The following is a 22,051-nucleotide window of genomic DNA, read 5'->3' as shown; positions in this document are numbered from 1 at the left end:
CCGATCTGTTTTGTGGTTTTCACCCTATGTCCTCTTCAACCTCCGACCGTCCCCGCCTGCTCGCCGACGTGGGCGGCACCAACGCCCGATTTGCCTGGCAAGCTGGCGCTGGCGCACCCATCACCGATGTGCAGGTGTTGCCTTGCGCCGAACACGCGACGCTGCAGCACGCCATACAAACCTACCTGAGCGCCCTGGGGCGCGGCACGCCGCACGCGGTGGCCATTGCCATTGCCAACCCGATCACGGGTGATCAGATCCGCATGACCAACCACCATTGGTCGTTTTCGCAAGCGGCGGTCAAGGCCGAGTTTGGTTTTCACACGCTGCGTCTGTTGAACGACTTCACCGCCTTGGCGCTGGCGCTGCCTGACTTGCCGGCGCACGAGCTGCGCCAGGTGGGCGGCGGCATGGCGCAGCCCAACGCGGCCATGGGGCTGGTGGGTGCCGGCACCGGGCTGGGTGTTTCGGGCTTGTTGCCCAATGGTTTCGGGGGCTGGGTACCGCTGGAAGGCGAGGGTGGCCACGTGACGCTGCCCGCCACCACACCGCGCGAACGGCTGGTGATGGACGGTTTGATTCGCCGCTACGGGCACGCCTCTGCCGAGCGTGTGACCTGTGGCCAGGGCCTGCTGGACACCTACCTGTTGCTGTGTGAAGCCGATGGTGTGAGCGTGGGCGCTGTGAATGGCGCTGCCGACGTGAGCGACGCCGCCCTGAAAGCTGGGCACCCGCAGGCGCTGGAAGCGCTGAACCTGTTTTGCGCCATGCTGGGCTCGGTGGCCGGCAACCTGGCGCTCACGCTGGGTGCGCGCGGTGGCGTGTACGTGGGCGGCGGCATTGTGCCGCGACTGGGTACTTGGTTTGACGGCTCGCCGTTTCGCGAGCGGTTTGAAACCAAGGGCCGGTTTCAGCCCTATTTGAGCGCGCTGCCGGTGTGGGTGATCACGTCGGCCCAGTCGCCAGCCTTGATGGGGGCTGCCCGCGCGCTGGTTTGAAATTTAGTAACGGATTTGCGGGTTTTCCCTGATGGTCGTTTTCATTAATTAATGAAAAATTAATGACCCCGGCGCGCTGTGCGTGGGGCCAACCAACAACGGGCCACAGGCCCCTCTCGGAGACAGCCATGAAGTTCAATTACACCCTGGGCGCTGCCTTGGTGGCGGCCATGTTGGCCACCGCTTGCGGAAAAAAAGAAGAAGTCGTTGCCACTCCTGCACCAGCGCCCGCTGCTGCGCCTGAGCCCGCAAAAACCTCGGTCGAAGTGCTGCACTACTGGACCTCGGGCGGCGAAGCCAAGTCGGCCGCCGAACTCAAGGCCATGCTGGAAGCCAAGGGCCACGAGTGGAAAGACTTCGCGGTGGCTGGCGGCGGTGGTGACAACGCCATGACCGTGCTCAAGAGCCGCGCCGTGTCGGGCAACCCGCCCACCGCCGCGCAGGTCAAGGGCCCGGCCATCCAGGAATGGGCGACCGAAGGCATGCTGGCCAACATCGACAGCGTGGCCCAGGCCGAGAAGTGGGACGAACTGCTGCCCAAGGTGGTGGCCGATGTGATGAAGGCCAACGGCAGCTACGTGGCCGCCCCTGTCAACGTGCACCGCGTCAACTGGATGTGGGCCAACCCCGAGGTGTTGAAGACAGCCGGCGTGTCCGGCATGCCCAAGACCTGGGACGAGTTCTTTGTCGCGGCCGACAAGATCAAGAAGTCGGGCAGCGTGGCGCTGGCCCACGGTGGCCAAAACTGGCAAGACTTCACCGTGTTCGAGTCGGTGGTGCTGGGTGTGGGGGGTGCCGCGTTTTACAACGACGCACTGGTGAAGCTGGACCCGGCTGCCATCGCCAGCCCGACCATGACCAAAGCGTTGAACACCTTCCGCAAGCTCAAGGGCTACACCGACGCTGCCTCCACCGGCCGCGACTGGAACATGACCACCGCCATGGTGATTGGTGGCAAGGCCGGTTTCCAGTTCATGGGCGACTGGGCCAAGGGCGAATTCACCGCCGCAGGTCAGAAGCCGGGTGAAGGTTTCCTGTGCGCTGCCGCACCGGGCACGGCCAACGCCTACACCTTCAACGTGGACTCGTTCATCATGTTCAAGCTGAAGGAGGAAGGCGCCCAGAAGGCACAGGCCGATCTGGCCTCGGCCATCCTGAGCACCGAGTTCCAGGAAGTGTTCAACCAGAACAAGGGTTCCATCCCCGTGCGTCTGGGCCACAACATGGACAAGTTTGACGACTGCGCCAAGCTCTCGGCCGCCGACTTCGTGGAAACCGCCAAGTCGGGCGGTCTGGTGCCATCCATTGCCCACGGCATGGCGGTGGACCCAGCCAAAGCCGGCGCCATTCAGGACGCGGTCACGCAGTTCTGGAACGACGACAAGTTGAGCGTGGCCGACGCGCAAAAGCGCATCGCACAAGCCGCCACCAACTAAGCGGCTTCACCAAGCCTTATCAGCGAGTCAGGCACGGGCGCTCCCCAGCGGGGGGTGTCCGTGTCCGAACCTCCCATGCCCAAAACACTCGACAACCTCCTGCCCAAGCTGGTACTGGCGCCCGCCTTTGTACTCGGCCTGGCCTTCATCTACGGCTTCATGGTCTGGAACGGGCTGCTGTCCGTCACGGCATCGCGCATGTTGCCCAACTACGAGCTGGTGGGACTGGCCCAGTACGAGCGCCTGTGGGCCATGGACCGCTGGTGGGTGGCCCTGAAAAACCTGGCCATTTTTGGTTTTCTGTATGTCGGCGTGTCGATGGCGCTGGGCGTGTTTCTGGCCGTGCTGTTGGACCAGAAAGTGCGCGGTGAAGGCTTCATTCGTACCGTGTACCTTTACCCCATGGCCTTGTCGTTCGTGGTGACCGGCACCGCCTGGAAATGGATTTTGAACCCCAGCGAAGGCCTGCAAAAGATGATGCAGGACATGGGCTGGACGAGCTTCACGTTTGACTGGCTGGTCCAGTCGGACATGGCGATTTACTGCGTGGTGATTGCCGGTGTGTGGCAGTCAGCAGGGTTTGCCATGGCGCTGTTTCTGGCCGGCTTGCGCGGCGTGGACGACAGCATCATCAAGGCCGCGCAGATCGACGGCGCATCACTGCCCCGCATTTACCTGCGCATCGTGCTGCCCGCGTTGCGGCCGGTGTTCTTTTCAACCCTGATGGTGCTGGCTCACCTGGCCATCAAGAGCTTTGACCTGGTGATGGCGCTCACATCGGGTGGCCCCGGCTACGCCACCGACGTGCCCGCCACCTTCATGTTTGCCATGAGCTTTACCCGCGGCCAGATCGGTCTGGGTGCCGCCAGCGCCACCATCATGCTCGCCACCGTGGCGGCCATTGTGGTGCCGTATTTGTACAGTGAGCTGAGGAGCAAGCCCCATGACCGCTAGATTTTCCCTGGGGCGCCTGGTGCTCATGACCACGCTGCTGGTGGGCGCTGCCTTCTTCCTGGCGCCGCTCTATGTGATGGTGGTCACATCGCTCAAAGACGCCGACGAAATCCGCAACGGCAACCTGTTGAGCCTGCCCGGTAGCCTGAACTTTTCGGCCTGGGGACAAGCCTGGTCCACCGCCTGCACCGGCGTGGAATGCAAAGGCCTGCAGCCCTTTTTCTGGAACTCGGTGTGGATGGCGATTCCCGCCGTGTTGATCTCCACCACCTGGGGTGCGCTCAACGGCTATGTGCTCAGCCTGTGGAAATTTCGCGGCAGCGAAACCTTCTTTGGCTTGCTGCTGTTTGGCGTGTTCATGCCGTTTCAGGTGGTGCTGCTGCCCATGAGCCAGGTGCTGGGGTGGCTGGGCTTGTCCAGCACCATCGGCGGTCTGATCTTTGTGCACTGCCTGGCCGGTTTGCCCAGCACCACGCTGTTTTTCCGCAACTACTACGCTGCGGTGCCCGGTGAGTTGCTCAACGCCGCCCGGCTCGACGGTGCGGGCTTTTGGCAGATTTTTCTCCGCATCATCGTGCCCATGTCCACCCCCATCGTCATGGTCACGCTGATCTGGCAGTTCACCCAGATCTGGAACGACTTCTTGTTTGGTGTGGCTTTCAGCGGTGCCGATTCCAAGCCGGTCACCGTGGGCCTGAACAACCTGGCCAACACCACCAGCAGCGTCAAGGCCTACAACGTGGACATGGCGGCGGCCCTCATTGCGGCGCTGCCCACGGTGGCGGTGTATGTGCTCGCCGGGCGGTATTTTGTGCGCGGCCTCACCGCTGGCGCCGTCAAAGGTTAAGGAAAAAAATCATGGCATCGTCACTCGACATTCAAGGCGTTCGCAAGTGTTTCGGCAAGGGCGACAAAGCGGTGGAGGTGTTGAAAAAGATCGACATCGCCGTCGCTCCGGGCGAATTTCTCATCCTCGTGGGTCCATCGGGTTGCGGCAAGTCCACCCTGCTCAGCATCATTGCCGGGCTGGAAGAACCCACCGAAGGCGCCATCAAAATCGCCGGGCGCAACGTGGTGGGCGTGGCCCCCGCGCAGCGCGACATTGCCATGGTGTTCCAGAGCTACGCGCTCTACCCCACCATGAGCGTGGCCGACAACATCGGCTTTGCGCTGGAGATGCGCAAAGTGCCCAAGCCCGAGCGCAAAAAGCGCATCGACGAAGTGGCCGCCATGCTGCAAATTGAACACCTGCTGGACCGCCGGCCCAGCCAGCTCTCGGGCGGGCAGCGCCAGCGCGTGGCCATGGGCCGGGCGCTCGCGCGCCAGCCGCAGCTGTTTTTGTTTGACGAACCGCTGTCCAACCTGGACGCCAAGTTGCGCGTGGAAATGCGCGCCGAAATCAAGCGGTTGCACCAGGCCAGCGGCATCACCAGCGTGTACGTGACCCACGACCAGATCGAAGCCATGACGCTGGGCAGCCGCATCGCGGTCATGAAAGACGGCATCTTGCAGCAGCTGGGCACGCCGGACGACATTTACAACCGCCCGGCCAACACCTACGTGGCCACCTTCATCGGTTCGCCCACCATGAACCTCATCACCGGCAAGGCCATTGCGGCGGCCGATGGTGGCGGTTTTGGCATTCAGGGCGCCGACTTGCGCCTGGTCAGCCCCGCGCCCCAGGGCAGCCAGGCCTTGCTGGGTTTGCGCCCCGAGCACATCGTGTTCAGCGACGCAGCGCCTTGGCGCGGTGAGGTGAGCGTGGTGGAACCCACCGGCGCCGACACCTACGTGGTGGTGAAAACCGCGGCCGGCGACGTGACGGTGCGCACCGCGCCGCAAGTGCGGGTGAACCCCGGCGACCGCGTGGGTCTGGACATTCAGATGGCGCACGCCAACTGGTTTGACACCCAGTCGGGTGTGCGGCTCGGCTGACCCGCCAGCAAACGACCAAGCCCCGGCGGCTAACCCAGCCGCAGCTCCACCCGCAAGCCTTGCGGTTGCACCCGCTCCACCCGCGCTTCACCGCCGTGGCGGCGGGCGATTTCCTGCACGATGGCCAGGCCCAGCCCGCAGCCGCCAGGCTGTTCGCTGGCGCGCCAGAAGCGTTGAAACACGTGCGCCATGTCCTCGTCGCTGAGCCCTGGTCCGTTGTCTTCCACCGCCAGTAGGGCGCCCTGGGGCAGGGCTTGCACCCGCAGGGTGATGGTGCTGCCGCGCGGGGTGTAGCGCAAGGCGTTGTCGATCAGGTTGGCCATGGCCTCGCGCAGCTGCAGCGTGTCGCCGTTCATCACCAGGTGATCGGCGCCCTCGTAACCCAGGTCCATGCCGGCGGCGAGTGCGCGCGGTGTCCATTCGCGGGCCACTTCACGGGCCAGCACCGGCAAGTCCAGCGGCTCGCTGCGGGCGCGGGTTTCGGTGCGGGCCAGGGTCAGCAGCTGGTGCACCAGGTGGGCGCTGCGCTGCGCGCCAGTGAGCACCTTGGCCAGCCGCTGCGACAGGGCAGGGTCGCTGGTTTCCCGCTGGGCCAGTTCCACCTGGCTGATCAGCCCGGCCAGCGGCGTGCGCAGCTGGTGCGCCGCGTCGTTGATGAAGCGCTTTTCCTGGTTCACACTGCGCGCAACCTCGTCCAGCAGGCCGTTCACCGCCTGCACCAGTGCATGCACTTCGCTGGGTGCCTGCGTCATGCCAATGGGCGACAACGCGTTCACCGAGCGGTGTTCCAGCTGGGCCGTGAGGCGGGTCAACGGGGCCAGCCCGCGCCGGATGCCGCCATACACCAGCAGGCTCAGCAGCACACCCAGGGCCAGCAGCGGCGCCAGCATGTCGGCCACCAGTTCGCGGGCAATGCGCTGCTGCACCGCCAGGCCCTTGCCCACCTGCACGCGCAAGGTTTGCGGTGTGGCGCCTTCGCCGTACCGCACGTCCATGGCCACAATGCGCAGCGGTTTGCCGTCCAGCAGGCCGCCATACAGCAGCGGCTCGCCTGGCCCGCCAGGCGCTTCGGTGGGCTGGGGCAGGCGCTGGTTGCCCAGCAAAAACTGCCCCGGCGGCGACGACACCATGTAGCTGATGCGGTCGTCCGGGTCTTGTTCCAGCACGTCTTGCGCGGCGCGGGGAAAGTCGATCAGCAAGCCCGAGCCCACCGGCTTGACCTGCCGCGCCAGCGCCCGCACCGACTGGGTGAGCGACTGGTCAATGCCTTTTTCGGCGTAGGACAGTGCGATGCGGTAGGTGAGCAAGCCACCACCGGCCCACAGCACCAGCTGCGGCAGCAGCAGCCACAGCAGCAGCTGGCGGCGCAGCGAAAGCAGGGCAGGGGCGGACATGCGGGTTAGCGGTGAGCGGGCATGAGCAAAAGACTCGCAGCCTCTCAACCCGCTGCCGTTTCCAGCATGTAACCCAGGCCGCGCACATTGCGTATGTTGAACGTGGAGCCCGCCAGTTTGCGCCGCAGGCGGTGCACATACACCTCCAGCGCGTTGGACGCCACAGCACCCGGCTCGCCGGGGTCTGACTGCCAGGCGCCCAGCACGTCTTCGCGGCTGACCACCTGGCCGCTGTGGCGCACCAGCAGGTCGAGCAAAGCCCATTCGCGCTGCGTCAGGTCTATGGCTTCCTCGCCCAGCCAGGCCCGGGGCAGCTGGGGGTCCAACCGCAACTGGCCCACACCAGTGCCCTGCACGGGTGCGGGGTTGGCGCCGCCAAAAGCCGGCAGGCTGGCGCGGCGCAGCATGGCCTGCAGCCGCGCTTGCAGCTCGTCGCGGTTGAAGGGCTTGGTCAGGTAATCGTCGGCGCCGGCGTTGAGACCGGCCACCCGGTCTTCCACGCCATCGCGCGCGGTGAGTATCAGCACCGGCAGAGCCGGCAAGCGCTGGCGCAGGGTGCGCAGCACGGTCAGCCCGTCGATCTTGGGCAGGCCCAGGTCCAGCACCATGCCGTCGAAGGACACCGTTTGCAGCAGGTGCAGCGCCTGTTCGCCGTCGGCGGCGGTGTCGGTGCGGTGCCCCGCTTGCATCAGCTGAGCGCTCAATCCGTCGCGCAGCAGTTCGTCGTCTTCAACAATCAGGAGGTGGGCCATGCGGCCAAATTATGCGGGCTTTTGCACGGGTGCTGGGGCCGGCTCGATGGGGTGGTCGTGCGCCAGCCCCAAGGCGTGGGCAATGGCCCGTGCCCGGGCTTCGTGAATGGCGCCTGCAATGCGCAGCCCCACGGTGGTCGCGTCGGCGGCGGTTGCCGATGGGGATGTGTCGGGTGTATCGGCTGCGCGCTGCAACACGCTGGCGGCCAAGGCGCCGGTGTCCACCGACAAGGCCGCGTCCAGCGCCTGGCGCAGACGGGGGCGTTGCGGGTACGTTTTTTCGCTATGGCCCAGGCGCCCCCGGGCATCGCATTCGCAGGCCAGCAGCGCCTCGTCAAACCGCTCGGGGCGGCGCAGCGCGTCGCAGCGTTCCAGCAGGCGCAGCAGCGCGGCCGCGCCAAACTCGGTGCTGCGGTGGATGTTGCCGTGTTCGCGGGCCACCACGTCGGCCAGCTCGCGGCTCTCGCGCGGCACACGCCAGCGCTCGCACAGCCCGCGCAGCAGCTTGGCGCTGCGCTCTTCGTGGCCTATGTGGCGCGGCAGCACGTCGGCCGGCGTGTTGCCTTTTCCCAGGTCGTGGCCCAGGCAGGCAAAGCGCACCGGTAGCGGGGCGGCCAGGCGGGCGCTCATGTCCAGCACCATCATCAGGTGCACGCCGGTGTCGATTTCGGGGTGGTAGTCGGCGCGCTGCGGCACGCCCCACAGGCGGTCCACCTCGGGCAGCAGCCGCACCAGCGCCCCGCACGCGCGCAGCACCTCAAACATGCGGCTGGGACGCTGTTCCATGAGCCCGCGCGACAGCTCTTGCCACACCCGTTCGGGCACCAGGTGGTCCACCTCGCCGTGGTCCACCATGTGGCGCATCAGGTCCAGCGTTTCCGGGGCCACTGAAAAGTCGGGGAAGCGGGCCGCAAACCGCGCCAACCGCAAGATGCGCACCGGGTCTTCGGCAAACGAGGTTGTCACGTGGCGCAACACGCGGGCCTGCAGGTCGCGGCGCCCGCCGTAGGGGTCGATCACATACGCGGTGGCTGGGTCGTCGGCTTCGGCCTCGCTCACCGCCATGGCGTTGATGGTCAGGTCGCGCCGCGCCAGGTCGTCTTCCAGCGTCACGCCGGGTTCGGCGTGAAAGGCGAAGCCGTGGTAACCCGGGGCGGTTTTGCGCTCGGTGCGGGCCAGCGCGTATTCTTCGCGGGTTTTGGGGTGCAAAAACACCGGAAAATCGCGCCCCACGGGCAGGTAGCCCTGCGCTTGCATGGCTTTGGGTGTGGCGTCCACCACGACCCAGTCGCGATCAAAATGAGCGGGGGGAGCGGCCAGGGTGTCTTGTTGCATCAGGGCGTCTCGCACCGCGCCGCCCACCAGGTAAATCTTCATGCTGCCAAGTTTATGCCCAGCGCAGCCCGGCGGTGGGCTTAGCGGCCCAGCCGGTAAGGCTCTTCAAAGTCCAGAAAGTCGTGTTCGGCCAGCGCGCCTTGCACCCAGGCCATCACGCCGGGCAGCGAAGCCACCCGGTCCACATAGGCTGCCAGATCGGCGGGCAGCGGCAAGCCGTAGGTTTTCAGGCGCATGCACACAGGCGCAAAGTAGGCGTCGGCAATGGTGAACTTGCCAAACAGCAGCGGGCCCGTGCCGTCGGGCATCTGCGCGGGCTGGGCCGCCAGCAGCTCGCCCCACAGGCCACACAGGCGGGCCACGTCGGCGCGCACACCAGCCTGGTCGCGCCAGATCAGGCGGCCCACGTCGGGCAGGCTGGCTTCAATGTTCATGGGGCAGTGGCTGCGCAGCGCGCCAAAACCGCTGTGCATTTCGGCGCACACGCTGCGGGCCCGAGCGCGTGCCCGCAGGTCAGCAGGCCACAGGGCTTTTTCAGGGAAGCGCTCGGCCAGGTACTCGGCAATGGCCAGCGTGTCCCACACGGCAAAGCCGTCGTCCACCAGCACCGGCACCTTGCCCACCGGGTTGATGCCGCGCATCTGCCGCTTGAAGGTGGAGTTGGCCTCGAACGAGTCGAAGCGCACCATGACTTCTTCAAATGCAATGCCCGCCTGCGTCAGCAGCACCCAGGGGCGCATGGACCAGGACGAATAGTTTTTGTTGCCAATATAGAGTTGCAGCGCCATGGGTGTTCCTTGTCAGAGCCTGCATGCTATTGATCCGGCCCTGTGAAGTCTTAAGCTGCATATCGAACGTGATGGTCCTGGAAGTAGCTCATGACGCGCTCGGGGTTTTGCTCCAGCATCGCCATGTGATCGTTGGCCGCATCGCGTAGCTTGGCCTTGGTTCGCACCGGCACGCGCTTGCCCATCTCCTGCTTCAAGTCCGCATTGAGCCGCTCCTCTGGGTTGAGCTGTGGGCTGTAGCTGGGCAGGTAGAACAACTCGATCTGGTCCTGCCGCTCAGCCACCCAAGCCTTCACCAGCTTGCTGTGGTGGACCCGCAGGTTGTCCAGAATCAGAAAGACTTTTTTACCCGCGTCCTTGATCAAAGCTTGTAGGAATTCGATGAGCTTCTCAGCATCGAAAGCCTCGTCAATGATCATCCACCGCGTCTTGCCCTGGTTGGTCACCGTGGCAATCATGGAGAGCTTTTGACGGGTGCCGCCCACGGCCATGGCCACCGGTGTTTTGCCCGCTGGCGCGAAGCTCCTGCCGCGCACATCGGTGTTGACCAAGGCCGTCTCGTCGCCCCAGTGAATCTCGGCCCCCTCGGCCCTGGCGCGCTGCTCAATGCCGGGGTACTCGCCCTCCAACCAAGCCTGCACGGCAGCAGGGCTTTGCTCGTAAGCGCGCTTGATGGGCTTTTGCGGTGTGAAGCCCCAGCGGGTGAGGTACTTGCCGATGCTGCGCACTTGCAGCTTGATGCCAAATTCCTGTTCGATGAGCTGACCCACTGCGGCCCGGCTCCACAAGCTGAAATCCATCTTGAGCTGCTCGGGGCGTTTGTCGATGATCAGGCGCTGGATGGTGTCTTCCTGCGCCTGACCGAGCACCCGGCCATCGCCTCTGGCTCGTCCACGAACAGCGGGACGTATCGCACCCCAGCCGCCAGCGTCAAACAGATCGATAGCCGTTCGCACTGTCGGGTAGCTCAGCCCCGTCATCGTGACGATCTGCATGATCTTGGTGCCTTGTCTGTACAGCCTCACGACCTGTTTGCGTCGTTCGTGAAGTTGCTCCAGTGTCTGACTTCTTGCGCTTTCTTTTTCCATGACACTCTGATCGCGAAAATCAGACAAAGTTCAGACTTTAACGGGCCTTATCTATAAGGCCTCGTCGTCGCCGCATTGATGCAAAAAAACCCGCAAATTGATGCGGGTTCGGGGTGTCAGAGCCGGGCGCGTGGATCAGCGCCCGTGGCAAGGCATCAAGCGTACTTTTCCAGAATGCGCGTTGAGCGCTCAACTTCCCGGAACGTGTCCACTTCCGACTCCGAGGTCGAGACCGCTTCCATGACCGAGCAGGCCATCATCCGGTAGAAGGCCTTGTCCATCGCTTTGCGGGCGGCCGACATTTGCTGTGCCACGTCTTCACAAGGGCGGCCGCTTTCCACCATGTCAATCAGGCCGCGCACCTGGCCCTCAATGCGTTTGAGGCGGTTGATCACGTCGCGCTGGTGTTCGGACCGGTAGGCCGATGCCGTTGCAGAAGGCTCTGAGGCGCTGGACGCGGTTTTTGCTGAAGTGGCTGCCATGGTGTGTCCTGTAAGAAAGGTGCTAGCCCAGAGTTTGCCAAAGAAACGGCTCCCCACGTCGTCATGCAATCCCTAATAGTGACTTTGGTTTAGGTGCGTACCCTACCCCCTAGGGTAGTCACCAATGACGAAGTGCAGGGGGATCGATAAGTTACGGGTTGCAACGTTTGATGAAAGTCGAACCGCAGTTTCACCACCCACGGACAAAGAGGACCCGTTTCATGAATATCTTCAAGCGCATCTCCATCGGCCTGGCCCTGACGGCCACCCTGCTCGTGACCACCGGTTGCGGCAGCCTGGCCACCATCAGCAAACTCGAAGACGGCGCCGGCGCAGAAGCCTCGCGCATGTGGGACCGCTGGATCGATGGCAATGGCGACATCGCCGTGGCCACCACCTGGGAAGCCAAGGTCAAGCCCGGCTTGAAGGCCAGCGAGGTGGAGGAGATCCTCAAAGCAGTTGCCGTTGAGCGCAACATGCGCGACGTGGGCACGCTGCCGCTGTCCAAAGAACTCGAAGCCCGCTCGGGCAAGAAGGAAAAATTGCTGACCGTGTATTCCTTCTGCAGCCCGGCCACCGCCCGCAAGATGGTGGACTTCAGCCCCCACATGGCCGCCTATCTGCCTTGCCGCATCAGCATGGTCGAGCACGACGATGGCAGCCTGTGGCTCTACACGCTGAACATGGACATGATGGTCAAGATGGGCCGCAAGCTGCCCTCGCCCCTGAAAGAAGAAGCCCAAGCCGTGCGCGACACCATCTGGGAAATGATGCAGCGCGGCTCCAAGGGTGAGTTCTAAACCCCCAGCTTCCATTCAATAAAACCACCCGAGGAGACACTTCATGACGTTCAAAATTCACGCCTTGCGCGCAGCGGCACTGCTTGCCTTGGGCGCAGCCATGCTGCCCGCCCACGCCACCAATGGCTACTTCCCGCATGGCTTTGGCCTCAAGGCCAAGGGCATGGGCGGCACTGCCGTGGCCCTCACGCACGACGCCTTTGCTGGTGTGAACAACCCGGCCTCGGCCGCCTTCGTGGGGAACCGTTATGACATTGGTGCAGAAATATTTATGCCCAAGCGCAGCGCGACGCTGCCTCCAGCCATGGGCGGCGTTACCGTGGAAAGCGGCAAGAGCGCATTCCTGATTCCTGAATTCGGCTACAACGTGGCGCTGTCGGACAAGCTGGCGCTGGGCCTCACGGTCTATGGCAACGGCGGCATGAACACAAGTTATGCGCCGTTTCCCGATAACTCAAACTTCCTCTGTGGCCCAGCAGGGTGCGGCATTGGCAAGCTGGGTGTGAACCTGATGCAACTGATTGTGGCGCCCACGGTTGCTTACAAGTTAGCAGACAACCACTCTCTGGGTTTGTCGCCGCTATTGGTCTATCAGCAATTTGAGGCCTACGGTTTGCAAGGGTTTGGTTTGCCCAACCAGGGCAAAGACAGCAGCACCGGCATCGGTGTTCGCTTGGGCTACATGGGCCAATTGGGCGATGCCGTGACCGTTGGGGCTTCTTACTCGCCCAAGATCAATATGTCCCGCTTCAAAGACTACGCCAATCTGTTCGCCGACAGTGGCGATTTTGATATCCCTGAGAACTTCGCCGTGGGTGTGGCTGTCAAGGTGACGCCTGCAGTGCAGGTGGCTCTGGACTACACGCGCATCAATTACTCCGGTGTACCTTCTATTGCAAACTCCAGTCAGATCCAGCAGCCTCTGGGTACGGCCGGAGGCCCCGGTTTCGGCTGGCAAGACGTCAAGACCGTCAAGCTGGGTGTGCAGTGGCAAATGAACAACCAATGGACGCTGCGCGCAGGCTACAACCATGGCACGAACCCGATTCAGCCAGCAGACGCGTTCTTGAACATTTTGGCGCCCGGCGTGATCAAGTCGCACATCACCGTGGGCGGCACCTACGCCATGTCAACGAACGAAGAGCTCACCTTTGCCGCCTGGCATGGCAAGAAAAACACCGTCACGGGGCCGACGATGGCCGGTCCGGTGAGTATCTCCATGAGCCAAAACGGCGTTGGTCTGCAGTACAGCCGCAAGTTCTAAGTTTCTTCATCTGAGACGGCGTCTCATTCGGCCACCGGGTCCCAAAGACCTGGTGGCTTTTTTTCGTCCGAGCGGTGGCGCGCGGTCAGCGCCGCCCGGCGCCCTGGCGGGCTTGCAGCAAGGCGCTGCGTCCGCCGCGGTCGCCCAGGTAGCTGGGTGCAATCGCTTCCACCCGGGCCGGCACAATGCCCAGCGCCTGCAGGCCAGGGTTTTGGCCGGTGGCCACGTTGTCCACCGACATGGCGGCCAGGTTGTCCCGGCTCATGAGCGGCTCACCCGGTGCCAGCTCCATCATGAACGCCTGCAACCGCCCGATGGCCATGGGCAGCGGCAAGATGGGGCGCTCGGTGCTGCCGTGGCGCCCGGCCAGGCGCACCAGTTCGCCCAGGGGCAGCACATCGGGCCCAGCGCATTCAAAGGTCTGGCCCACGGTGCTCATGGGGAGTCCTTCGTCTTTCAGGCAGGCCAGCACCGCGCTGGCCACATCGTCTACCCACACCGGCTGAAAGCGGGCGCCGGCGCCGGCCAGTGGCATCACCGGAAACACGGCTTGCAGACGCGCAAACAGGTTCAGGAACCGGTCGCCAGCGCCAAAGATCACGCTGGGGCGCAGCACCGTCAGGTCCAGGTTGGCTTGGCGCAAAACTTCTTCGCCCCTGGCTTTGCTGCGCTGGTACAGCGAAGGGCCGTCCAGGCCCACGCCGAGCGCGCTCACATGCACCACGCGGCGCACCCCGGTGGCAGCGCAGGCCCGCGCCAGCTTGGTCGGCAGCTGCACATGCACATGCTCAAAAGCGGCTTCGCTGCCGTGCAAGATGGCCACGAGGTTGACCACGGCATCGTGCCCGGGCAGCAGGCGGGTGAGCTGGGCTTCGTCGTGCACATCGGCTTCGAGCACGGTCACACGGGGCAGGTGCTGCACGGCGGCGGCGTTGATGGCGCGGCGCGTGGGCACCGTGATGCGCCAGCCCATGCGGTGGAGCTTTTCACACACATGGCGGCCCACAAAGCCGGTGCCGCCGAGGACGAGGATGTTTTTCATGGAGAGGTCTGGTTGAGGAGCAAGTCGGTTGTACAACGGGATTACGCTGCGTGTCTGCCGTTCAGGGCAGGTCGCGGTTGATGGCCACGGCGGCCGGGCGCGGGCCCACCACACCCAGGCGCGCACGCAGCGACTGCGGCTGCCCGGTGATGAGCGCGGCGTAGTTGGTGGTGTTGGCCAGCACGCGTTTGACGTAGTCGCGCGTTTCGTCAAACGGGATGTTTTCTGCCCAGATCTCGCCCGGCAGCGTGGGGCCGTTGCGCCAGGCGCGCGGGCGCCCAGGCCCGGCGTTGTAGGCCGCCGCCGCCATGGGTAGCGAGCCTTCAAAGTCGTCCAGCGCAAACTTGAGGTAGGCCGTGCCGATCAGGATGTTGGTGTCCAGCTCGTTGATTTGCCCAGCTTTGAAGTCGGTGAGCCCGATCTTGCGGGCGGTCCAGCTGGCGGTGGCGGGCATCACCTGCATCAGGCCAGACGCGCCCACATGCGAGCGGGCATTCATCACAAAGCGGCTCTCCTGCCGGATCAAGCCATACACGTAGGCCGGGTCCAGACCAATGGCGCTGGCTCGCTTCACCACTTCGCTCTGGTGCGGCATGGGAAAGCGCTGGCTGTGGTCCAGGGCTTCGGGGGTGCGCTTGCTGGTGTTGATGCAGCGGTCCCACAGCTCGTGGCGGCAGGCGAGCGCGGCAGCGGCCAGCAGCTCGCGTTCGGCCTTGCCGCCAGGGGCGTGCAAGGCCACCGCGTAATGCCACTCGCGCACGCCTTCGCTGCGCAGGCCCAGTTGTATGGCCGCCAGTGCGCGCCGCAGGCCAGGGTGGCTTTCAGCGGCCGCCATTTCTTGCGCCGTGAGCGGCGGCGGGGCTGGCGGCACGGTGATGGTGCGGCCCAGCTCTTCCATGGCCAGTTGCTCGTAAAAACCGCGCGGTGAGGCAATCGATTCGTACAGCGCGCGGGCTTGTGTGGGGGCGGTGGCGGCGTCGGGCTCTTTCAAGGCTTGCATAGCGCGGGCGCGCCAGTACACCCACACCGGCTCGCCGCGCTGGGCTTCGCTCATGGAGGCGACCGCGTCGCGCACGTGGCCCCACGCGCCGGCGCGCAGCCCGGCACGGGCTTTCCAGGCCAGGTGGTCGTCGTGCATGAAGCGGTCTTGCCCGTTGGCGAAATGCACCAGCGCGTCGTCTTGCAGCTTTTGCGCCGAACGCCGCCCAATCACGCCCCACAGCCAGCCGCGCTCTTCTTGCGTGAGCTGCGTCACCCAGCGCTTGCGCTGCAGTTCCAGCGCTGCCGCGGTGGGGTCGCTGGCGGCCAGGCGGATGGTGGCCAACGTCACCATTTCCTTGGTGCGCGGTCGAATGGCGGTGAATTTTTCGTCGAGGTATTTCGCCGGGTCTTTGGCCAGGGCTTCGATCATCGGTACCCAGTCGGGGTCGAGCATGGCCACGGCCTGCGCCACGGCGCGGGGCTTGTTGGCGTCCATGGCCAGGCGGGCGCGCTGCCACACCGCCAGCGGCTTTAGGTGGCCGCTGTCCAGCAGCGCCTGGGCGGCGGTGGCGCAGCCTTCGTCCACGTCGCGCTGGGCGTGCCACAGCGGCGCCACCTGGCGGGCGGCTTCGCTGGCGGGGGTGCGCCCGGCCACGGCGTCCAGCATGAGCGCGTAGCACTGCACCTGCCGGTCGTCGTTCATGCGAAATTTGGGCAGCTCGGCTTCAAACGTCGCCCAGTCGCGCTGCTTGCCCAGTTGCAGCAGCCAGTCGTTGCGCAGGCGGTCTTCCCAGTAGCTGCCGGCCATGCGGTCCATGGCGGCGCGTATCTCAGTGGCTGGCGCGGTGTCCAGCCGGGCCTTCATGTCCCAGTAAAGGGCCAGGGGTTCCAGTGCGTGGCCGCGCACGCGGGGCAGCAGGGTGGCCATCTGGCCGGTGTTGTTGCGCCGAAACGCGTCGCGCATCTCCAGCAGTGCCGTATCGGCAGGGGTTTGCGCCCAGGCCGTTGTTTGCAACACCAGCGCGGCCATAATGGTTGCGAGACCTTGCTTCATTATTCTTCCCTGTTTCAGGCTTACCAGTTTCATCTGCTGATTATGGACAACAAAGACGGTCAAAGTTCCTCTCAACCCCCTATGAAACAGGGCGACGGATCAGCGGTGGTGACGCAAAAAGCCGCCTGGCGAAAAGCGCTGGTGGACAAGCGCCAGAACCTGGCCGACCGCGCCTGGCGCAACGACCTGTTGCAACGGGTCATGCGGGTCTGGTTGATCGAGCGGCCCGATGCCATCATCGGCGCCTATTGGCCCATCAAAGGTGAGTTTGACCCCTTGCCGGCGCTGTTTCGCTGGCAAGAAGCTGGGCTGGAGGAAGACGCCCAAGGCGCCCAACGGCACCGGCGCATTGCGCTGCCCGTGGTCAACAAGGTGGACAAAACGCTCACCTTCTACACCTGGTACCCCGGCTGCCCCATGGAAGAAGACGCTTTTGGCATCCCCAAGCCCAAAGACACCGAAATTGTGGAGCCCACGCTTATCTTTGTGCCCTGCGTGGGCTTCGGGCCGGGCGGCTACCGCTTGGGTTATGGCGGTGGTTTTTACGACCGCACCCTGGCCAGCCTGCAGCCCAAACCTTTTACGGTGGGCCTGGGTTACGACTTTTCCTGGCTGCCCGAGATGCGGCCCGAAATTCACGATGTGCCGCTGGACGCCATCTTGACCGACACCGGGGCGATGTGGCCAGAGAGGTAGAGCCCCCACGCTCCCCACTGCCCCGGCGTCGGCCGCAGCCGATGCCGCGAGTGGTTCGCTGCCCCCCGAGGGGGCTGTTTCACCTTGGGGCGGCCCGGCGGTGAAACTGGAGCCTCCACGCTCCCCACTGCATGTGGTTCGCTGCCCCCCCGAGAGGGCTGTTTCACCTGGGGGCGGCCCGGCGGTGAAACGCGTGTGCCACGCGTTCCTCCTGATGCTCGCACCCGGTCGAGCAAGGAGAGGAGGGGTGCAAGATCTTCTGGCTTGAGCTTGCCTTCAGGGATGCTCCGCATTGGCGTGCACTTCGGTGATGCGCTTTTCGCGCCGCACCACATACAAGCCACTGCCCACGATGATGGCCGCGCCCAGCCAGGTGTGGGCGGCGGGCAGGCTTTGCCAGATGATCCAGTCCAGCCCCAGGCCCCAGGCCAGGGCGCTGTATTCAAACGGTGCCACGGCAGAAGCCTGGCCGTGGCGAAACGCTTCGGTAATGGCCAGCTGGCCGCCAAAACCGGTGATAGCCAGCGCCAGCAGCAGCGCGGCGTCGGTGCTCTGAATGGCCACCCAGCCGGGTGCAGCCAGCGCGCCGGCGCCCAGGGCCATCAGCACCATCATCGACAGCACCATGCTTTCGCTGCTGTCGGTGCGGCTGGCCAGCCGGCCTGTCACGGCCGTCACTGCGTAGCACAGCGCCGCGCCCAGCACCGCCAGGCCGCCCGTGGTCACCAAGCCCGCTTGCAGGTCTTCGCCGTTGGGGCGCAGCGCAATCAGCACGCCCACAAACCCGATGGCCACGGCCCACCCGTGCGCGGCGGGCACGCGCTCTTTCAGCACCCATACCGACAGCACCGTGATCAGCAGCGGCGCAATGAAAAACAGCGTGTAGGCGGCCGACAGCGGCAGGTCGCGCACGCCCAGCGTGAACAGCGACAGCATGGTGATGCCCAGCGCGCCGCGCAGCAGGTGCAGCGGCCAGCGCACCCGCCACACCGTGTGCCACCCGCCACGCCAGGCCACGTAAAGCAGCACCAGCGGCAGCGCGGTGGCGCCGCGCAGCGCCGCAATTTGCAGCACCGGGTAGCGGGTGGACAGCAGCTTGAGCACCGCGTCCATGAGCGCAAAAAAGCCCACCGCCACCAGCATGGCGATGATGCTGCGCAGGTTGCCGCTGGGGTGGTGGTTGGGCTGGGGCATGGTTTGGAAATCGAGCGGAGACCGGGTGCGTAGGCCCGTGAGTGTGCCCCACCAACCGGGCGCACACAGCGCCAGCGCGCGTCAATCCAGGTGGTCCACCGTGTCGGGGTCGGGCACGTCGCCAATGGCCTCGCGGGTGGCGGCGGCCTGCTGCTGCAGCCAGTCGCAAAACGCCTTCACCTCCGGGCGCAGGGTGCTGCGCGGCGCCACCAGCAGCCAGTAAGCCAGCGGCGAGTCCATGCGGGTGTGGGGCAGCGGCTCCACCAGCGCGCCACTGGCCAGGCTTTCGGCCACCAGCGGCAGCCGTGCCAGCGCCACGCCCTGGCCGGTGAGCGCGGCCTGCACGATCTGGTGCGCGTAGTTGAAATACAGCCAGCGCTGCGGCGTGAGCTTGTGCGGCACGGCGGCCTTGGCGCCGCGTGGGGCTTTGCCCGGCGGCGCGGTGTGGCCAAACTGGTCCAGCCAGCGCTGCCAGGTCAGCCATTCCAGGTGGCGGGTGCGGTGGGCGTCGCCGGCTTCAATCAGCGTCATCTTGGCCAGGTCTTCCACCTGGGCCAGGCGGTGTTCTTTCAGCAGCCAGGGGCTGGCCACGGGCGTGAGCTGCTCGCCAAACAGGCGAATGGCCCCGGGCGGCGCGGCCTGCGGCACCACGTAGCGCAAGGCCAGGTCCACATCGGCGGTGGCCAGGTCTACCGTGGCGTCTGACGCATCAATGCGGATGTCAATGTCCGGGTGTTCGCGCTGAAATGCTTCCAGCCGGGGAATCAGCCACATGGACGCAAACGACACCCAGGTGGTGATGGCCACGCTCTTGCGCCCCGCGCTCTGGCGAATCTGCCGCACCGCCGCATCAACGCGTTCCAGCGCCACGCCCGTGGCGCGCAGCAGCTGCGTGCCGGCGCTGGTGAGTTCCACCGCCCGCGTGTGGCGCAAGAAAAGCGCCGTGCCCACCTCGTCTTCCAGAGCCTGAATCTGCCGGCTCACCGCGCTCTGCGTGAGTGAAAGCTCTTCGCCAGCGGCCCGAAAGTTCAGGTGCCGGGCCACGGCTTCAAAGGCGCGCAGGTGGCCGGCAGCAATGGGCCGGGTGCGCGGGTGGCTGGTGGTGAGCTGCATGGTCGGGTTGGGCTGATTGATGCGCTTATGGAATCAATAGCTTAGCGCCATTTCATTGGACGCAGCGCCCGCGCAGCGAGAAGATGAACCCCAATCTGCACCCACCGGAGGTCCCCATGTCACCCGCCCATTTCGCCCCCAGCCGCCGCCCAGCCATCGGAACCTGGCGCCTGCACCCCGGCCACGCCATGACGCTGCGCCCCAAGCAGGGTGCCGTGTTGCGCGTCTTTTGCGGGCGCGTCTGGGTGACGCTGGGCCGACCGGCTGGCGCCACACCGCAGAGCGCTGGCGATTGTTTTTTAGGCCCCGGCGATGTGCTGGCCGTGCCCGCCGGTGCACGCATGGTGCTGGAGCCCATCGCGGCGCCGGGCGACGCGGCACCCGTGCATTTCGACTGGACCGATGCACCGGCGGTGGCCCGCCCCGGCCGCTTCGCGCGGGAAGTGGGTTTGCCCCTGCGGGAGCTGGGCGCCGCACTCGGGCACGTGGCCGTGGCCACGGCGCGCGTGTTGCGCGGCCTGTTTGGCTACGGTGAGTTTCTGTTGCCCGGGCGCGGGCGCGTGCTTTCGCCGCTGGAATCACTGCGCTCCTGAAGCTGTCTATTGATCCGGTTGGAAAAGGATTCACCGTGTGCCCTGAGCCTGCCCATTGGCCAACTCAGGACGATCGGCTGCAGGGCTTCGACAGGCTCAGCCCGAACGGGAACAAAGACCTCACCCGGCTGGATCGGCAAGGGCCCAACCGGCGCGAAGGGCCTTGAAACCAGAACGCTGCAGAACGGGCCAAGCCGCAGGCGTTGCCCCTTGAGGGGCGGAGCGGCACCGCGCAGCGAGCCAGCGATGGGGGTGAGCCGCAGCCAGTGGGAGAATCCACCCATGGCCCGCCCCAAATCCGCCTCCCACGACCTCAAGCGCGAAGAGATTCTCGACGTTGCCTCGCAATGCTTTGCCCGCCAGAGTTTTCCGGCCGCCAGCATGAACGACATTGCCACCGCCTGCGGCACCAGCAAGGCGCGGCTGTACCACTACTACGAGAGCAAAGAAGCCATCCTGTTTGACCTGCTCGACCGCTACACCCAGCGCTTGCTGGCGCTCATTGGCGAGTCTGAAGCGCGCGCACAGCGCAAAAACTTGAACGAGCGCGACGCGCTCAGCGAACTGGTGCGCGCCTTTCTGGACGAATACGAACACTCCGCCACGCGCCATGTGTCGCTGGTGTCCGACACCAAGTTTCTGGGCGACGCGCAGCGCGAACTCATCTTGAACCGCCAGCGCGACGTGGTCGCCGCCGTCACCCGGTTTCTCAAGCGCGCCTACCCCGAGCGCGTCACCCCCGCCAACCAGACCGCGCTCACCATGATGCTGTTCGGCATGATCAACTGGACCTTTACCTGGCTGCGCCCCGGTGGCAGCATGAGCTACGCCGCCTTTGCCGACGAAGTGGTGGCCATGCTCGAACGCGGCCTGGGCAGCTGAAACCCCCACCGCAAACACCGGCATGTGCAGGTTTTGAAATTCACTTATGTGAAATTCATTTCGTTTAGGTAAAATACGACCACTTGTTGCCCGCCCACACTGGAGACCCCCCATGAGCAAAGCCTTCGCCTCCCAGGCCGACCTGGAAGACAAAAAGATCACCTTCGAACAACTCAGCCCCCATTGCTGGGCCTACACCGCCGAAGGCGACCCCAACTCGGGCGTCATCATTGGTGACAAATACATCATGGTCAGCGACGCCACCGCCACCCCGGCCATGGCCCGCGACCTGATCAAGCAGATCCGCACCGTCTCTGACAAACCGATCAAATATGTGTTGCTCACCCATTACCACGCCGTGCGCGTGCTGGGTGCCAGCGCTTACCTGGCCGAAGGCGCCACCGAAGTCATCGCCAGCCAGGGCACGCTGGAGCTCATCAAAGAGCGCGGCGCCCAAGACATGCAGAGCGAAATGGAGCGCTTCCCCCGCCTGTTCCGCGGTGCCGACTCGGTGCCGGGCCTCACCTGGCCCACCATGGTCATTGGCGGCGGCGACGCCACCAAGGGCGAAGTGCCCGGCAAGCTCACCATCGACCTCGGCGGTGTGAACGTGCAGATCTGGAGCCCCGGCCACGGCCACACCCGTGGCGACACCATTGCCTGGGTAGAAGAAGAAAAAGTGCTGTTCAGCGGCGACCTGGTGGAATACGAAGCCGGCGTCTACACCGGTGACGCACAACTGGCCGAATGGCCCGCCACCCTCGAAGCCCTGCGCGCGCTCAAGGCCGAGTTCATCGTGCCCGGCCGCGGCGAAGCCATGAAGGGCAACGCCGACGTGAACAAAGCGCTGGACTACACCCAGCGCTGGGTCACCACCCTGTTTGCCGCCGGCAAAGAAGCCGCCGCCGCCGGGATGGACCTCAAAGCCGCCATGGCCCACACCCGCAAGACCATGGACCCGGTGTTTGGCCACGTGTTCATTTACGAACACTGCCTGCCGTTTGACGTCAGCCGCGCGTACGACGAAGCCAGCGGCATCAAAAACCCCCGCATCTGGACCGCCGAGCGCGACATGGAAATGTGGAAAGCGCTGCAGAGCTAAGCCAAGCGCCTGCCTATTGCTCCGGCCCCATGAAGTAGAAACCGTTCGCCCTGAGCTTGTCGAAGGGCTTCGACAAGCTCAGCCCGAACGGAAATAAAGACTTCACAGGGCCGGATCTATAGCACCCGCACAAGCCGCCCTCGGGCGGCTTTTTGCTGGGCGCTTGCC

21 protein-coding genes are annotated in these 22,051 nt (G+C 65.0%); 11 read left to right on the top strand and 10 right to left on the bottom strand.

Annotated elements, in window-relative coordinates; genetic code table 11:
* Positions 1-26 precede the first annotated feature (26 nt).
* The 5 genes from glk (at position 27) to AC4QBL_RS14305 (ending at position 5,323) form a co-directional block, all read left to right on the top strand.
* Positions 27-998: a glucokinase gene (gene glk / locus AC4QBL_RS14325; RefSeq protein WP_472907393.1), complete on the top strand. Its 972-nt coding sequence runs from the start codon at positions 27-29 to the stop codon at positions 996-998.
* 128 nt (positions 999-1,126) lie between these two features.
* Entirely contained in the window at positions 1,127-2,434 is a 1,308-nt protein-coding gene (locus AC4QBL_RS14320; RefSeq protein WP_472907392.1) for an ABC transporter substrate-binding protein, read from the top strand.
* A 75-nt stretch (positions 2,435-2,509) separates the two neighbouring features.
* Positions 2,510-3,388: a carbohydrate ABC transporter permease gene (locus AC4QBL_RS14315; RefSeq protein WP_472907391.1), complete on the top strand. Its 879-nt coding sequence runs from the start codon at positions 2,510-2,512 to the stop codon at positions 3,386-3,388.
* Positions 3,378-4,235, top strand: a complete 858-nt coding sequence (locus AC4QBL_RS14310; RefSeq protein WP_472900730.1) for a carbohydrate ABC transporter permease — start codon at positions 3,378-3,380, stop codon at positions 4,233-4,235. Before AC4QBL_RS14315 ends, AC4QBL_RS14310 begins: the two co-directional genes overlap by 11 nt.
* Positions 4,236-4,246: 11 nt before the next feature.
* A complete protein-coding gene (locus AC4QBL_RS14305) occupies positions 4,247-5,323 on the top strand; it encodes an ABC transporter ATP-binding protein (protein WP_472907390.1) in 1,077 nt (358 codons plus the stop codon).
* A 29-nt stretch (positions 5,324-5,352) separates the two neighbouring features.
* Here the strand turns inward: AC4QBL_RS14305 and AC4QBL_RS14300 are convergent, their stop codons facing one another.
* The 6 genes from AC4QBL_RS14300 to AC4QBL_RS14275 form a co-directional block, all read right to left on the bottom strand.
* A complete protein-coding gene (locus tag AC4QBL_RS14300) occupies positions 5,353-6,717 on the bottom strand; it encodes a sensor histidine kinase (protein ID WP_472907389.1) in 1,365 nt (454 codons plus the stop codon).
* Positions 6,718-6,761: 44 nt separating this feature from the next.
* Entirely contained in the window at positions 6,762-7,469 is a 708-nt protein-coding gene (locus tag AC4QBL_RS14295) for a response regulator transcription factor (RefSeq protein ID WP_472907388.1), read from the bottom strand.
* A 9-nt stretch (positions 7,470-7,478) separates the two neighbouring features.
* On the bottom strand, positions 7,479-8,846 hold the full coding sequence (locus AC4QBL_RS14290) for a multifunctional CCA addition/repair protein (protein WP_472907387.1): 1,368 nt from the start codon (positions 8,844-8,846) through the stop codon (positions 7,479-7,481).
* A gap of 38 nt (positions 8,847-8,884) precedes the next feature.
* Positions 8,885-9,592, bottom strand: a complete 708-nt coding sequence (locus AC4QBL_RS14285; protein WP_472907386.1) for a glutathione S-transferase family protein — start codon at positions 9,590-9,592, stop codon at positions 8,885-8,887.
* A gap of 50 nt (positions 9,593-9,642) precedes the next feature.
* The gene (locus tag AC4QBL_RS14280) at positions 9,643-10,680 is read right to left on the bottom strand and encodes an IS630 family transposase (RefSeq protein WP_472906699.1); all 1,038 of its coding nucleotides are present in this window, start codon (positions 10,678-10,680) and stop codon (positions 9,643-9,645) included.
* A gap of 155 nt (positions 10,681-10,835) precedes the next feature.
* On the bottom strand, positions 10,836-11,162 hold the full coding sequence (locus AC4QBL_RS14275; RefSeq protein ID WP_472900736.1) for a metal-sensitive transcriptional regulator: 327 nt from the start codon (positions 11,160-11,162) through the stop codon (positions 10,836-10,838).
* A 221-nt stretch (positions 11,163-11,383) separates the two neighbouring features.
* Here AC4QBL_RS14275 and AC4QBL_RS14270 point away from each other — a divergent pair, with 221 nt between their 5' ends.
* Entirely contained in the window at positions 11,384-11,962 is a 579-nt protein-coding gene (locus AC4QBL_RS14270) for a DUF302 domain-containing protein (protein WP_472908077.1), read from the top strand.
* Between the two features lie 43 nt (positions 11,963-12,005).
* A complete protein-coding gene (locus AC4QBL_RS14265) occupies positions 12,006-13,226 on the top strand; it encodes an OmpP1/FadL family transporter (protein WP_472908076.1) in 1,221 nt (406 codons plus the stop codon).
* An 85-nt stretch (positions 13,227-13,311) separates the two neighbouring features.
* Here AC4QBL_RS14265 and AC4QBL_RS14260 read toward each other — a convergent pair whose 3' ends face one another.
* Both AC4QBL_RS14260 and AC4QBL_RS14255 read right to left on the bottom strand, forming a co-directional pair.
* Positions 13,312-14,268 (bottom strand): complex I NDUFA9 subunit family protein, encoded by a 957-nt coding sequence (locus AC4QBL_RS14260; protein WP_472908075.1) that lies wholly within the window; start codon positions 14,266-14,268, stop codon positions 13,312-13,314.
* 61 nt (positions 14,269-14,329) lie between these two features.
* Positions 14,330-16,303, bottom strand: a complete 1,974-nt coding sequence (locus tag AC4QBL_RS14255; protein ID WP_472908074.1) for a lytic transglycosylase domain-containing protein — start codon at positions 16,301-16,303, stop codon at positions 14,330-14,332.
* Positions 16,304-16,384: 81 nt separating this feature from the next.
* On the opposite strand from AC4QBL_RS14255, the gene AC4QBL_RS14250 reads away from it, so the two are divergent.
* The gene (locus AC4QBL_RS14250) at positions 16,385-16,999 is read left to right on the top strand and encodes a 5-formyltetrahydrofolate cyclo-ligase (protein ID WP_472900741.1); all 615 of its coding nucleotides are present in this window, start codon (positions 16,385-16,387) and stop codon (positions 16,997-16,999) included.
* Positions 17,000-17,275: 276 nt separating this feature from the next.
* On the opposite strand, the gene AC4QBL_RS14245 is transcribed toward AC4QBL_RS14250, so the two are convergent.
* Both AC4QBL_RS14245 and AC4QBL_RS14240 read right to left on the bottom strand, forming a co-directional pair.
* Entirely contained in the window at positions 17,276-18,193 is a 918-nt protein-coding gene (locus AC4QBL_RS14245; protein ID WP_472908073.1) for a DMT family transporter, read from the bottom strand.
* A gap of 81 nt (positions 18,194-18,274) precedes the next feature.
* Positions 18,275-19,306 (bottom strand): LysR substrate-binding domain-containing protein, encoded by a 1,032-nt coding sequence (locus tag AC4QBL_RS14240; RefSeq protein ID WP_472908072.1) that lies wholly within the window; start codon positions 19,304-19,306, stop codon positions 18,275-18,277.
* A 116-nt stretch (positions 19,307-19,422) separates the two neighbouring features.
* Here AC4QBL_RS14240 and AC4QBL_RS14235 point away from each other — a divergent pair, with 116 nt between their 5' ends.
* The 3 genes from AC4QBL_RS14235 (at position 19,423) to AC4QBL_RS14225 (ending at position 21,883) form a co-directional block, all read left to right on the top strand.
* Positions 19,423-19,899 carry a DUF2917 domain-containing protein gene (locus AC4QBL_RS14235; RefSeq protein ID WP_472908071.1) on the top strand — a complete coding sequence of 159 codons (477 nt, stop codon included), beginning with the start codon at positions 19,423-19,425 and terminating at the stop codon, positions 19,897-19,899.
* A 282-nt stretch (positions 19,900-20,181) separates the two neighbouring features.
* Entirely contained in the window at positions 20,182-20,781 is a 600-nt protein-coding gene (locus AC4QBL_RS14230; RefSeq protein WP_472900745.1) for a TetR/AcrR family transcriptional regulator, read from the top strand.
* 112 nt (positions 20,782-20,893) lie between these two features.
* Positions 20,894-21,883 carry an MBL fold metallo-hydrolase gene (locus AC4QBL_RS14225; RefSeq protein WP_304840050.1) on the top strand — a complete coding sequence of 330 codons (990 nt, stop codon included), beginning with the start codon at positions 20,894-20,896 and terminating at the stop codon, positions 21,881-21,883.
* Positions 21,884-22,051 lie beyond the last annotated feature (168 nt).

This window comes from Hydrogenophaga sp. L99 (assembly GCF_058731905.1).
Note: the sequence above shows the minus strand (reverse complement) of the source record. Positions and strands in the feature narration are given on the sequence as shown.

Coding starts and splice junctions, on each gene's coding strand:
- glk (WP_472907393.1), top strand. CDS start 27: ATGTCCTCTTCAACCTCCGACCGTCCCCGCCTGCTCGCCGACGTGGGC.
- AC4QBL_RS14320 (WP_472907392.1), top strand. CDS start 1,127: ATGAAGTTCAATTACACCCTGGGCGCTGCCTTGGTGGCGGCCATGTTG.
- AC4QBL_RS14315 (WP_472907391.1), top strand. CDS start 2,510: ATGCCCAAAACACTCGACAACCTCCTGCCCAAGCTGGTACTGGCGCCC.
- AC4QBL_RS14310 (WP_472900730.1), top strand. CDS start 3,378: ATGACCGCTAGATTTTCCCTGGGGCGCCTGGTGCTCATGACCACGCTG.
- AC4QBL_RS14305 (WP_472907390.1), top strand. CDS start 4,247: ATGGCATCGTCACTCGACATTCAAGGCGTTCGCAAGTGTTTCGGCAAG.
- AC4QBL_RS14300 (WP_472907389.1), bottom strand. CDS start 6,717: ATGTCCGCCCCTGCCCTGCTTTCGCTGCGCCGCCAGCTGCTGCTGTGG.
- AC4QBL_RS14295 (WP_472907388.1), bottom strand. CDS start 7,469: ATGGCCCACCTCCTGATTGTTGAAGACGACGAACTGCTGCGCGACGGA.
- AC4QBL_RS14290 (WP_472907387.1), bottom strand. CDS start 8,846: ATGAAGATTTACCTGGTGGGCGGCGCGGTGCGAGACGCCCTGATGCAA.
- AC4QBL_RS14285 (WP_472907386.1), bottom strand. CDS start 9,592: ATGGCGCTGCAACTCTATATTGGCAACAAAAACTATTCGTCCTGGTCC.
- AC4QBL_RS14280 (WP_472906699.1), bottom strand. CDS start 10,680: ATGGAAAAAGAAAGCGCAAGAAGTCAGACACTGGAGCAACTTCACGAA.
- AC4QBL_RS14275 (WP_472900736.1), bottom strand. CDS start 11,162: ATGGCAGCCACTTCAGCAAAAACCGCGTCCAGCGCCTCAGAGCCTTCT.
- AC4QBL_RS14270 (WP_472908077.1), top strand. CDS start 11,384: ATGAATATCTTCAAGCGCATCTCCATCGGCCTGGCCCTGACGGCCACC.
- AC4QBL_RS14265 (WP_472908076.1), top strand. CDS start 12,006: ATGACGTTCAAAATTCACGCCTTGCGCGCAGCGGCACTGCTTGCCTTG.
- AC4QBL_RS14260 (WP_472908075.1), bottom strand. CDS start 14,268: ATGAAAAACATCCTCGTCCTCGGCGGCACCGGCTTTGTGGGCCGCCAT.
- AC4QBL_RS14255 (WP_472908074.1), bottom strand. CDS start 16,303: ATGAAGCAAGGTCTCGCAACCATTATGGCCGCGCTGGTGTTGCAAACA.
- AC4QBL_RS14250 (WP_472900741.1), top strand. CDS start 16,385: ATGAAACAGGGCGACGGATCAGCGGTGGTGACGCAAAAAGCCGCCTGG.
- AC4QBL_RS14245 (WP_472908073.1), bottom strand. CDS start 18,193: ATGCCCCAGCCCAACCACCACCCCAGCGGCAACCTGCGCAGCATCATC.
- AC4QBL_RS14240 (WP_472908072.1), bottom strand. CDS start 19,306: ATGCAGCTCACCACCAGCCACCCGCGCACCCGGCCCATTGCTGCCGGC.
- AC4QBL_RS14235 (WP_472908071.1), top strand. CDS start 19,423: ATGTCACCCGCCCATTTCGCCCCCAGCCGCCGCCCAGCCATCGGAACC.
- AC4QBL_RS14230 (WP_472900745.1), top strand. CDS start 20,182: ATGGCCCGCCCCAAATCCGCCTCCCACGACCTCAAGCGCGAAGAGATT.
- AC4QBL_RS14225 (WP_304840050.1), top strand. CDS start 20,894: ATGAGCAAAGCCTTCGCCTCCCAGGCCGACCTGGAAGACAAAAAGATC.